Annotated in this window: 9 protein-coding genes; 2 read left to right on the forward strand and 7 right to left on the reverse strand. The window is 62.3% G+C overall.

Features of this window, described 5'->3' with window-relative positions:
* Positions 1-1104 carry a hypothetical protein gene (locus ASD58_RS27305; protein ID WP_057265155.1) on the forward strand — a complete coding sequence of 368 codons (1104 nt, stop codon included), beginning with the start codon at positions 1-3 and terminating at the stop codon, positions 1102-1104.
* A gap of 2 nt (positions 1105-1106) precedes the next feature.
* The gene (locus ASD58_RS27310) at positions 1107-1676 is read left to right on the forward strand and encodes a hypothetical protein (RefSeq protein ID WP_057265156.1); all 570 of its coding nucleotides are present in this window, start codon (positions 1107-1109) and stop codon (positions 1674-1676) included.
* Between the two features lie 68 nt (positions 1677-1744).
* On the opposite strand, the gene serB is transcribed toward ASD58_RS27310, so the two are convergent.
* The 7 genes from serB to ASD58_RS27345 form a co-directional block, all read right to left on the reverse strand.
* Positions 1745-2590, reverse strand: a complete 846-nt coding sequence (gene serB / locus ASD58_RS27315; protein WP_057265385.1) for a phosphoserine phosphatase SerB — start codon at positions 2588-2590, stop codon at positions 1745-1747.
* Positions 2591-2604: 14 nt separating this feature from the next.
* Positions 2605-6036, reverse strand: a complete 3432-nt coding sequence (gene mfd / locus ASD58_RS27320) for a transcription-repair coupling factor (RefSeq protein WP_057265157.1) — start codon at positions 6034-6036, stop codon at positions 2605-2607.
* Between the two features lie 61 nt (positions 6037-6097).
* A complete protein-coding gene (locus ASD58_RS27325) occupies positions 6098-7042 on the reverse strand; it encodes a lipase secretion chaperone (protein WP_156401520.1) in 945 nt (314 codons plus the stop codon).
* Positions 7039-7947: a triacylglycerol lipase gene (locus ASD58_RS27330; RefSeq protein ID WP_057265161.1), complete on the reverse strand. Its 909-nt coding sequence runs from the start codon at positions 7945-7947 to the stop codon at positions 7039-7041. Before ASD58_RS27330 ends, ASD58_RS27325 begins: the two co-directional genes overlap by 4 nt.
* Positions 7948-8131: 184 nt before the next feature.
* Positions 8132-8902, reverse strand: coding sequence for a PP2C family serine/threonine-protein phosphatase (locus tag ASD58_RS27335; protein WP_057265163.1), 771 nt, complete (start codon positions 8900-8902; stop codon positions 8132-8134).
* The gene (locus ASD58_RS27340; RefSeq protein ID WP_057265165.1) at positions 8899-9909 is read right to left on the reverse strand and encodes an ABC transporter substrate-binding protein; all 1011 of its coding nucleotides are present in this window, start codon (positions 9907-9909) and stop codon (positions 8899-8901) included. Before ASD58_RS27340 ends, ASD58_RS27335 begins: the two co-directional genes overlap by 4 nt.
* A 2-nt stretch (positions 9910-9911) precedes the next feature.
* Positions 9912-12311: a penicillin-binding protein 1A gene (locus ASD58_RS27345; protein WP_156401521.1), complete on the reverse strand. Its 2400-nt coding sequence runs from the start codon at positions 12309-12311 to the stop codon at positions 9912-9914.
* Positions 12312-12400: the final 89 nt, after the last annotated feature.

A 12400-nucleotide genomic window follows, 5' to 3' on the forward strand; every position in this document is an offset into this window, starting at 1 on the left:
ATGTTCAACGCAACCAGCTTGCTTACAAATGATAATCGCGAGTGCCTAATGCGCTCGCTGGAAATGCCTGGCGCAAGCATCCTGGACGTTTGCGCCGTTCAGGCGAGCTACGGTCATTTGCTGGTGCTGAAATCCGATGGCGAGATATGCGGCGTGAACCTCGACGACGGGTTGATGACGAGTTTGTGCTCAGTCGAACTGCCCGAGTTACCAAGTGATGCGGGGCATAGTCATTTTGGTGCCCCGGCTTGGCGGTTGCACTCGAATATAAGCGGAAGGTATTGCGCAATCGTCGTTGACAGGGGGCGCAAGGGCCTCGTCGTGGACACGTCATCCGGTGTGATAACAATGATGCTCGATGGTGGGGATTACTACGAAGAGACGGTCCCTTTTAGCGCATGCTTTCTTCTTGTAGACGGCAAGGACGTTCTTGTCCATCGCAGCGCTTGGAACCGGCTCGATGCCGCGGATCCTGCGACTGGAATTCCGCTCACCGATCGACATATCGCACCGTATGAGGAGGCAGGTGCAAGGCCAGCGCACTATCTGGACTATTTCCATGGCCGGCTATGGCCCAGCCCCGATGGGGGGCGGGTTCTTGATGATGGGTGGGTCTGGCATCCAGTTTCCGTTCCGCGCATCTGGTCTGCTTCGGATTGGGTTCGTCTCAATCCCTGGGAAAGTGAAGACGGTGCGTCCGTTGTTGATCTCGTGTTTCGGGACGATTGGAATACTTCCACTTGCTGGATTGACGACAGCCATGTCGCGATGTGGGGACTGGTGGATTCGGACGACCCGGAAGAGAGCGGGAAACGACCCGGCGTTCAAATTTCTGATGCGGCGTCGAAGGACCGTTCGTCGGATGTACAGTGGCCGATAGAGGCGGACCAGGCGCCGCGAGACCTATTCAGTGATGGAAAGCGTCTCTTCATCGTTGATGAAAAGAGTTTCGCAGTTTGGGATATCGCGTCGCGTACAAGGATTGCCACCTTGCCCAATATTTCGCCCCGAATATACGATGCGAAGCGCGGAACGCTTGTTGCAATTGGAGAAAGCGCCGTGGCTGAAATTGCGCTTCCCTGGCTTGCGGATCAATCTGATTAAAAATGTTCATATCTGACGACGAAATTTCGGCGCTGCTATCGGAGCGCTCAATCTCGCAAGAGTATCCCTGGGTAACAAATGATTTTCAGGAGATCGAGAAATTCTTTAAGTTTCTTTTTGCCGAGACGAGACGGAAGACTCAAGTCAAGTCTCTGGTCGAATGGCAGAACTACGGATCCGGTTATGCTTCTTTCGTAGACGCTTGGTTCTACAGGGAGTCCCCTGATTTTTCCGCCAGCTTTGAACCAGATCGAGGAGAGTCCTACACTGGCTTAGTGGTGGTTCTAAGCCGCCTTTCTCCATACTTCGTTCTGATGGAAGGTGAAAAAAGCTGGAATGCCGAAGGCGGAGGAAGTAGTTATCTGCCGAATCTGGGTTCAGTCGACAAATTCCGAAGCCAGGCGGTGCTTGATCTTGCGAGCGAAGTTCAGGCTATCCTCGAGATACATGGATTAATTCGCTTGAGCCATGAGATGTTGGATAAGCCTATCGACCCTGAATTCGATGTACCTACTGTGCTGTCAGACAGGCCGTTTACCCTATTTGATGCGCTGTTTCATTGGGAGGACTGAGGCCGGGGCCCTTTAAGACGGCCTGACAAGCGAACAAAATGTCCGATTGCCGGACCTGACCCCGACTTTTAATGCGCTAGCAGGTTGAGGATGCCGTCCAGGCCGACGAAGTTGAGGGCTACGTTGGCTTGTTCGCGCACCACTGGCTTGGCGCGGAAGGCGACCGACATGCCGGAGATGCCCATCATCTTCAGGTCGTTGGCGCCGTCGCCCATCACGATGGCTTGCTCCGGCAAGATGCCAATGGCGGCGCAGACGTGTTCGACGGTGTTGCGCTTGACGGTGGCGTCAATGATTTCGCCGGTCACTTTGCCGGTCAGCTTGCCGTCGACGATTTCCAGTTCATTTGCACGGGTGAAGTCGAGGCCAAGGCGCGTTTTCAGGCGCTCGGTGAAGAAGGTGAAGCCGCCCGATACCAGCAGGGTTTTCAGGCCGGCGGCTTGCACCGCTTTCAGCATGTTCTCGGCGCCCATCGACAGGCGCAAGCGTTCTTCGTAGACGCGCTCCAGGGCCGAGGCTTCCAGGCCTTCCAACAGCGCCACGCGGCGCTTCAGGCTTTCGGAGAAATCAAGTTCGCCGCGCATGGCTGCTTCGGTGATTTCCGCCACCTGAGGCTTCAGGCCTTGCATGTCGGCGATTTCGTCGATGCACTCGATGGTGATCAGGGTCGAATCCATATCCATTGCCACCAGCTTGAATTCGTCCAGGCGGCGCACGCCCATCATGTAGGTGGCGTCGAGCTGGGCCGCCTGGGCTGCAATCTCGATGGTCTGGCGCAGGGCCGGTGTGAAGCTGATTCCTTCGCAGCGCACGGCGTTGTCGGAAATCGTCACTACATTCTTCGGCGCGGTCAGGGCGGCAATGCGCTGCAGTCGTGCGGCGCATTCGCCGACGCCTTGCAGCACAAGGTTCATGGTCATGTCGTTGTTCATGTCAGTTGTTTGATGGCGGTCTTGATCTGATTCACGCGGGCCGCCAGGTCAGGCATGTTCGCTGTGATCTTGAGCTTGTCCTGTCCATTCAGCTTGATGTGACGCTGGTTCTGGATCAGGTGGATGATGCGCATCGGGTCGATCGGCGGCTGGGGCATGAACTGCAGGTTGACCGCTTCCGAGTGGGCATCGATCTTGATGATGCCGACGGTCTTGGCGGCGATGCGCAGGCGGTGGGTTTCCACCAGTGCCTTGGCCGGATCGGGCAGTTTGCCGAAGCGGTCGATCAGCTCCTCTTGCAGGTCGTCGATTGCGTTCTGGGTTTCGCAATTGGCCAGGCGTTTGTAGATCGACAGGCGTTCGTGCACGTCGCCGCAGAAGTCCGCTGGTAGCAGGGCCGGCGTGTGCAGGTTGATTTCGGTAGTGGTGGCCAGCGGGGCGGCCAGGTCGGGCTCTTTGCCCGCCTTCAGCGCCCGCACGGCTTCGTTCAGCATATCGGTGTAGAGCTGGAAGCCGACTTCCAGCATTTCGCCGGACTGGTTTTCGCCCAGCACCTCGCCGGCGCCGCGGATTTCCAGGTCATGCATGGCGAGGTAGAAGCCGGAGCCCAGTTCTTCCATCTGCTGGATGGCGTCGAGGCGGCGTTGCGCCTGCTTGGTCAAGCCTTGCACGTCGGTCACCAGCAGGTAGGCATAAGCCTGGTGGTGCGAACGGCCGACACGCCCGCGCAACTGGTGCAACTGCGCCAGGCCGAACTTGTCGGCGCGGTGCATGATGATGGTGTTCGCGGTCGGCACGTCGATACCGGTTTCGATAATCGTGGTGCAGAGCAGGATGTTGTAGCGCTGCGCCACGAAGTCGCGCATCACTTTTTCCAGGTCGCGCTCGTGCATCTGGCCGTGGGCGACTGCGATGCGCGCTTCCGGCAGCATTTCGGTCAGCTTGGCCAGGCGGTTCTGGATGGTTTCGACTTCGTTATGCAGGAAGTAGACCTGGCCGCCGCGTTTCAGTTCACGCAGGACTGCTTCGCGGATGATGGAGTCGTTTTCGCTGCGCACGAAGGTCTTGATGGCAAGGCGTTTTTGCGGCGCCGTTGCGATCACGGAGAAGTCGCGCAGTCCTTCCAGCGCCATGCCCAGGGTACGCGGGATCGGCGTTGCCGTCAGGGTCAATACGTCGACTTCGGCGCGCAGGGACTTCAGCGCTTCTTTCTGGCGCACGCCGAAACGGTGTTCTTCGTCGATGATGACCAGGCCGAGGCGGTCGAATTTGACATCGTCGGACAGCAGCTTGTGGGTGCCGATCACGATGTCCAGCGTGCCGTCCTGCATGCCTTTGATGGCGTTGGCGATCTCTTTGCCGGTGCGGAAGCGCGACATCTCGGCAATGCGCACAGGCCAGTCGGCGAAGCGGTCGGCGAAGGTCTGGGCGTGCTGTTCTGCCAGCAGGGTGGTCGGTGCGAGGATGGCGACCTGCTTGCCGCCCATGACGGCGATGAAAGCTGCGCGCAGGGCGACCTCGGTCTTGCCGAAACCGACGTCGCCGCACACCAGGCGGTCCATCGGCTTGCCGGAGGTCATATCCTTGATCACGTTCATGATCGCGGCTGCCTGGTCGGGTGTTTCGTCGAAGCCGAAGCTGTCGGCGAAGCGTTCGTAATCGTGCGAGGAGTATTCGAATGAGTGGCCCTGGCGCGCGGCGCGGCGGGCATACAGGTTGAGCAGCTCGGCGGCAGTGTCGCGTACCTGTTCGGCAGCCTTGCGCTTGGCCTTGTCCCATTGGCCGGAGCCGAGGGTGTGCAGCGGGGCGTCGTCGGGCGAGGCGCCGGAGTAGCGCGAGATCACATGCAGCTGCGAGACCGGAACATACAGCTTGCTCTCCTTGGCGTATTCCAGGTGCAGGAATTCGGTCTCGCCTTCGCCCAGGTCCATGCTGACCAGGCCCATATAGCGGCCAATGCCGTGGTTGATGTGCACCACCGGGTCGCCGATCTTGAGCTCGGACAGGTCGCGCACCATCGATTCGACTTGCGTGACCGCTTCCTGTTTCTTGCGGCCGGCGCGGCGGCCGGTGCCGGCATACAGCTCGGTCTCGGTGATGAAGGCAATGCCTTCATCCAGTTCGAAGCCGGCGTGCAGCGGCGAAACTCCCAATACAAACTTGGCGTCGCTGGCGAGGAAGCCGTCGAAGCCTTCGATCAGGGCCGGCGACAGGTCGAATTCGGCGAAATACTGTTGCAGGGTCTCGCGGCGGCCGTTGGTTTCGGCGCAGATCATCACGCGGCGGCCGGACTTCATCAGGTAGGCGCGCAGGTTGGTCAGCGGGTCGTCCAGGTGGCGGTTGACCGCGATGTTCGGTACCGGTGCCGACAATTCGGACGAAGGCAGCGACATGTCGCGCGAGATGGCGATCCTTGGGTGCGGCTTGGCCAGTACGAAGAACTGCTCGTCGCCAAGGAAGATGTCTTGCGGCGGCAGGATCGGGCGCTCGCGGTCCGCCTTCAGGAATTTGTAGCGCGATTCGGTATCGGCCCAGAAACGCTTGATGGCGGCGTCGATGTCGCCAACCATCGCCACGCTGGCCTCGGCCGGCAGGTAGTCGAAGAAGGTGGCGGTTTCGTCGAAGAACAGCGGCAGGTAGTACTCGATGCCGGCGGAGGCGATGCCGCTGCTGATGTCTTTATACACCACGGCACGCGACGGGTCGCCTTCGAATGTCTCGCGCCAGCGGCTGCGGAAAGCCGTGCGCGAGGCTTCGTCCATCGGGAACTCGCGGCCAGGCAGCAGTCGCACTTCCTTGACCGGGTACAGCGAGCGCTGGGTATCGGCGTCGAAGGTGCGGATGGTTTCGATGGTGTCGCCGAACAGGTCAAGGCGGTAAGGCAGGGCGGAACCCATCGGGAACAGGTCGATCAGGCCGCCGCGCACCGAATATTCGCCGGGCGACATCACCTGGGTGACGTGGGTGTAGCCGGCCAGGGTCAGTTGCGACTTGAGCCTGGCCTCGTCCAGCGACTCGCCCTGCTTGAAGAAGAAGGTGTAGGCGGCCAGGAACGAGGGCGGCGCCATGCGTACCAGGGCGGTGGTGGCCGGGATGATGGCGACGTCGCACTGGCCGGTCTGGATCTCGTGCAGGGTTGCCAGCCGCTCGGACACCAGGTCCTGGTGCGGCGAGAACGCATCGTAGGGCAGGGTTTCCCAGTCGGGCAGCAAATGGCAGCGCAGGCCGCCGTTGGCAAACCATGGGATTTCGGCCAGCAGGCGCTGGCCGTCGCTGGCCTGCGCTACCACTACGGCCAGCATCTGGCCGCGTGCTTTCAATTCGAGTGCCGCATGCGCCAGCGCGTAGGCGTCACCGGAGCCGAACAGGTTGGGCAACGCGAAGCGGTTGCCGGGCTTGGGAAGTGCTTTTTTGAAGTCGAAAGGCATGCAAACGTGGCGCTAACTGAGGAGACACTAATATGCTGGCCCCACATTATAGTGCAAGCACCTATTCGTAGGCGCCCAGCCGTTTTTGCTCCGATGATGTAAAAAGATTATCGCGCAGTTGCTGGACGGCGGCCTGGTATTCGCTCAGGCCGGCGCTTGCAGAACGGTAGGCAGCGACCCTGCGCAGCCATGCGGCCTGCTCCTGGTCCAGCAGGGCCAGACGGCTGGCGGCTTGCGGGTCGAATGCCGCTGCGCGCAGGCGGAACACGTCATCGTCGCTGGCGCCGCTGCCGCGTGCTGCCGAGACCTGCTGCTCGACGCTCAGCACCCGCAGCGGGGCGCTGCGTTCTTCCCGCAGCGCGGGCGGCAGGTTGCGGTCAAGCTCCGCCATCCGTTGCAGGCGTTGGGCGGGCGTCAGGTTTTTATCGTCCATTAGCGCAAGGCGGGCGATGGCGTCCTGGTCGCGGGCGTCGGTATCGCCGAACAGGCCGGCGGCTTCCGCAGCGGAGAAATAACGCTTGCGCAGCTCCTGCATGGCGAGCAGGCGGCTGCGGGCGGCGGCTGAGAATGAGGCGCTGGATGCTGGGGCACCCTGGCTCCGCTCCGCCTCGGCCAGGGCACGCTTGTAGGCCAGGTATTGGCCGAGCAGGCGCTTGGCTTCGGCGGCAGCGGCGGGTTTCAGGCGCCGTTCCAGCTCCTTCTCGATACCGGCACGGATGGCAGGCAATTGGGCCTCGCCTAGTGCCGACAGGTAGTAGTCGAACAGGTGGCGCAGTTCTGCGTCGACATTCAGCGCGCCACCTTCAGCGGCAACCAGGCGCCCGTCGGGCTGGGTGCCGGCCATCGAGGGGACGAATGGGAGCGCGGTGACTGGCGCCGGCGCTGGCAGCACCGGCTGGGCGCCGGAGCTGGGCGGCTGCGCTCCTGCCACATAAGCCCAGAGGGCCAACGCGCCGGCTGCCGCCACGGCGCACGCGGTCAATCCCGCCCGTCCCCGGGCGTTCACAGGCCCATTCCCTGCAGGCGGTTGGCGTGCTGCCGGAACAGCGTCACCGGACTGGTTTCGAACAGGTGCGTGATGCCGACCATCTGGTTGACCTCATCGAGATGGTTCATCCAGTAGTCGTCGCGGATCACGCGGCCCAGGTGGGAGGAGCAGCTCGCCACCAGGCCGTCGTTCCTGGCGCCGCCAAATGCGATCGAGGTCACGGCCAGGAAGGGATCGGCGGGGTCGAAGATGTTGGTATACGGCGTGCCGCCGCTCCAGGAGAAGTAGTACACGCCATTGGCCTGGTGCGCGCCTTCGCCGCAGGCAGTCGAAGGCAGGCCGGCGGGATGGCGCGCGTTGAAGGCAGCGGTGCCGGCAGTGCTGAGCGATTGTGCCGCGGCGTAGGCATCCTGGGGCAGCGAAGAGCTGCCGGAAATCAGACCGAGGAAGCCGCCCAGCGCGTTGCCAATACTGTACACCAGGTCCGGCGCAGCACCGACCAGGACATCGGCCACCCTGGAGCCTTTATTCACGCCGCCAATGCTGGTCACGGAGGCCACCAGGTCCGGCCTCACCGAGGCGACATAGCGCGAGGTCGGGCCGCCGTGGCTATGGCCAATCAGGTGGACCTTTTCCGCGCCAGTGGCGGCAAGGACCTGGCGCACCTGGAACAGAAGCTGCTCGCCGCGCACTTCCGTACTGTTGGCCGCTGAAACGGAGGTCACATAAACCTGCGCGCCGCCGCTGCGCAGCGCACCCGGGATGCCATAAAAGTATTCGAGTGGCCCCAGGCTGTCGAACCCGAACAGGCCGTGGACCAGGACGATGGGATAGCGGGTCTGCGTGTAGCCGGTTGCGGAAGCGGGGAGTGCGGTGATCGCGATGAACAGTACCGATAGCAGCTGCCAGACGAACTTCTTCATAAAGCCTCCTGTGCTGATTGGTTGTTGGAGAGTCCAATCTAGCACCGGCGACGCGCTGCGCGACAAGATTGCGGAATTAGCACGGTGGGTTCCTTCAGTGCCAAATCACTTTGTTGCACGAATGGCGCACGGGCATGCGATTCCGTTGACGCACGGGAATTTAAGTCCGATGCCGGGAAAAGTTTCAGGCTGGGCAGAGCAGCAGGATGGCCGTGATGTTGTCGCGGCTGCCATCCAGCTTGGCTTTTTCGATCAATGCGGCACAGGTTTCAGGCAAGTTATCCGGGCCGGCGTTTGCCAACAGTGCGGACAAATCCTCCTGCGTCGAGGCCCCGTACAAGCCATCACTGCATAGCAAATAAAGGTCGCCGGGCGCCAGCTTGTGGGTGAACACGTCCGGACGCACCTCTTCGCCTGGTCCAATGGCCTGCAGCAGCAGGTTCCGCGGCGGCAGAATGCCTTTCATGCCAGCCTCCAGCGCCTGCTGGTACAGCGTCTGATCGTGGGTGAGCTGCGCCAGGTGCCCGTCGCGATAGCGATAGATACGGCTATCGCCGACGTGGAAGATGAACGCGGGGCCGTCTGCCTGCGGCTGCCACATGCCGGTCAGCGTAGTCCCCATCCCATAGCCGTCTGCCAGGCCGGCGGCTGAATTGTTGCGGAACAGGGTACTGTTGGAAAACAGGACCGCTTCATGCAACTGGCGCAGCGCCTCCGTATCGCTGCCCGGCACGTGCTGGGCGCGCAGGTGCTTCCACACCAGCAGCAAGGCTTCGGTGCTGGCGATATCGCCACCGACATGGCCCCCCATGCCGTCGGCGACGGCGACCAGGTTCGATTCCGGCAGCAGCAGCAGGTTGTCCTGGTTGCTGGGGCGTACTGTGCCCACGTCAGTCAATCCATAGGCCAGGCCCATGGCCATCTGCTGCAATACCGGCGGCGACAGCGGGATCATTTGATTTGCTCCGCAAACTGCAGCACGCGGGCCGGCGGCATCATGCCGAGCTGGCGTGCCACGTCCATGTTGACGAGGTAAGAGTAAGTACCCGGCGTTTCAATCGGAAGCGCGGCGGGCTTGACGCGATGGTACAGGATCTGGGCCGCCTTATGGGCGGTCAGGCGCCCGACATTCTTATAGCCGGCCACCAGGCCAAACAAGGCGCTGCCGTCGCGCAGCGCTACCTCGGCGGCGGAAAATACCGGCAGGCCGAGCGCCAATGCGGTTTCCGTGACCAGGATGCGCTGGGAAGCGATGAAGCTGTCGGGGCCGATATAGATCAGTTGCGTCTTGCGTTCCGCGAACTCCTGCAGCATTTCAGGAATTGCGTCGGGGCGCGGTTGACCGGTCTCGTCCAGCGGTACCGCATGGGCTGTGAATTCAACCCCGATGTGTTCCGATTCCGCGCGCATTTCGCGCATGGCGACTTTGGCATTCACTTCGTTCGGGCTGAAGATGGCGCCAATGCGGTCGAAACGGCGGTAAGTCTGGATCGCGTTCATTTGCTGGCGCGCCGGCACCACGTGGCTGACACCCGTCAGGTTGCGCCGGGAAGTGGCCAGGCCTGGCACCAGGCCGGCCGCAATCGGCGCGGAAACCATGGTGAACACGATGGGAATTTCAAACTCCTTGGCAGCCACTGCCAGGCTGACCGGAGTGCCCCAGGTGTAAATCAGGTCTGCGTGCCAGGCGCGGGCTTCATCCAGCAAGGCTGGCACGCGGCTGGCGTCCATGTCCACGCTGCGCACCATGATCTCCGCGTCAAGGTGCTTGTCCCTGAACCATTGGTGAAAGCCGGCTTCAACGTCGGTCTCGCCGCGGAACAGGATCATGTAGATGCGCGGGACATGTGGGCTGGCACCGTAGGCGCTGGCGGCCGGGGCGATGGCTGCCAGCGGTGCAAGCACCGCGGCAGCGCCGAGCAGGCGCCGGCGCCGGAACGATGGAGCCCGTTGGCCCGGCATGCTCAGGTACCCACCGGGGCTTGCTGTTGCGGGACTTGCTGAAGCGCAGGCTGGCTTGGCGGCATGGGTTGCGCTGGCGCCGCCGGCGTGGCTGGCGGCTGCTGCGTGCCGTCGGCCGGCACTGGCGGCTCGCCTTCGGCAGGCACGTCGCCCATGTCGATTGCCAGTACGGTCGGATCGTTGGCGTATTCCTCCAGCAGCCAGTCGCCGTTCATCTGCACCACACCTTCCGGTACTGGACGGTCGATCGGCGGATGCTTTGGCAGCGCCGAGCGCATATAGTCCATCCAGATCGGCAGCGACAGGGTGGCGCCGAACTCGCGGCCGCCGAGCGACTTCGGTTCGTCGTAACCCATCCAGGCCACGGCTACCACGCCGCCGCCATAGCCGGCGAACCAGCCGTCGAAGGAATCGCTGGTGGTGCCGGTCTTGCCGGCCAGGTCAGGGCGGCCAAGGCGGCCGGCCGCAGCGCCGGTACCGCTGCGGGCGACATCGCGCATCATGCTGTCCATGATGAAGACATTGCGCTCGTCAAGCACTCGCTCGCCGGAAGTGGCCGGCGCCGGCGGCTGGATGTCCATGATCGGCACGCCCTTGGAGTCGGTCACGCGCGAAATCAGGAATGGCGTAGCCTTGTAGCCGCCATTGGCAAAGACCGCATAAGCGCCCGCCAATTGCAGCGGTGTGACAGCACCGGTGCCCAGCGCCATGGTGAAGTTCTTCGGATGGCGCGACAGGTCGAAGCCGAAGCGGGCCAGGTAGGTGTGGGTATCGTCCAGGCCCGAGGCGCGCAGGATACGCACCGAAGGCACGTTTTTCGACGCGGCCAGCGAGCGGCGCATGGTGACCTGGCCGTCGAACTTGCCGTCGTCGTTCTGCGGTTTCCAAGGCTGGCCAATCGAACTGCCCGGCAGTTCCAGCGGTTCGTCGGCGACCACCGTGCCAGGGCCGAAGCCCTTGGCAACAGCGGCGGAGTAGATGAATGGTTTGATCGAGGAACCCGGCTGGCGCCAGGCCTGCGTCACGTGGTTGAACTTCTGCAGGCCGTAGTCGAAGCCGCCCACCATGGCCTGGTAGGCGCCAGTGTTGGCGTCCAGCGCCACGAAAGCCGCGGCAACTTGCGGCACCTGGGTGATGGCCCAGGCCTTCTTTTCGTTTTGCATGACGCGGATCACGGCACCGGGACGGATCGCCGAAGCCGGCTTGGCCTTGCTGGACAGTGCCGCTGCGGCCAGCTTCAGGCCGTCGCCGCTGATCGACAGCACGTCGCCGTCCGAAGTCTCGGCCTTGACCTGGGTAGGGCTGGCATCCAGCACCACGGCCGGGATCAGGCCATCGCTGACCACGCGCTTGCCCAGCACCTCATCGATTGCGTCGCCGCGTTCTTCCTCGTCGGCAGGCAGTTCGATATAGGCTTCCGGGCCGCGGTAGCCGTGGCGCTGGTCGTAGGCCACCACGTTGCGGCGCACGGAATCGTAGGCCGCTTCCTGGTCGCGCGACTGGATGGTGGTGTAGACGTTGATGCCCTTGGTGTAGCTCTCTTCCTTGTACTGCGCGAATACGGCCTGGCGCGCCAGTTCGGCCACATATTCGGCATGGACGTCGAATTCCTGTCCGCGGTGGTTGACGTGAAGCTGTTCCTTCTTCGCTTTTTCGTACTGCGCTTCAGTGATGTATTCGAGCTCGAACATGCGTCGCAATACGACCTGCTGGCGCGAGCGGGCTTTCTTCGGATTGACGGCAGGGTTATTGCGCGAAGGGTTTTGCGGCAGGCCGGCCAGCATCGCCATTTCGGCAATCGACAATTCCTTCAGCGACTTGCCGAAGTAGGCCTGGGATGCGCTGGCAAAGCCGTAGGAGCGCTGGCCCAGGTAAATGTTGTTCATGTACAGCTCGAGGATCTTGTCCTTGTCCAGCGCGGCCTCGATGCGATAGGCCAGCATCGATTCGGCGATCTTGCGCGTGATGAACTTGTCCTTGCTGAGGTAAAAATCGCGCGCTACCTGCATCGTGATGGTCGAGCCGCCCTGGCGGAAGCTGCCGCGCAGGTTGGCACGCGCCGCGCCCAGCACGCGCCGCCAGTCGATGCCGCCGTGTTCGTAGAAGCGCGAGTCTTCAATTGCCAGCACGGCTTGCTTCATCAGCTCAGGCACTTCGGCGATCGGGGTGAAATCACGGTGCTCTTCGCCGAATTCGCCGATCAGCACCTTGTCCGCCGTGTAAATGCGCAGCGGGATCTTGGGCCGGTAATCGGTGACCGCTTCCAGCGTTGGCAGGTTAGGGCGGATCACGAAGGCGGCATAACAGACCAGGGCGATGCCGCCAGCGACGGTGGCGAGGCCTGCGCCGACACCGGCGCGGATAACGTTGCGGCGGTTCAGCCAGGAAGGACGATTGATCAAATCAGCTCTCTCGGTTGCTAAGTCGGGGAATTATAGACTACTCGCCAGTTGCTACTTCATTGCTATATATGCCATAGTCCTAGGTGTTT

Source organism: Duganella sp. Root1480D1 (genome assembly GCF_001427305.1).
Lineage (GTDB): Bacteria > Pseudomonadota > Gammaproteobacteria > Burkholderiales > Burkholderiaceae_D > Rugamonas.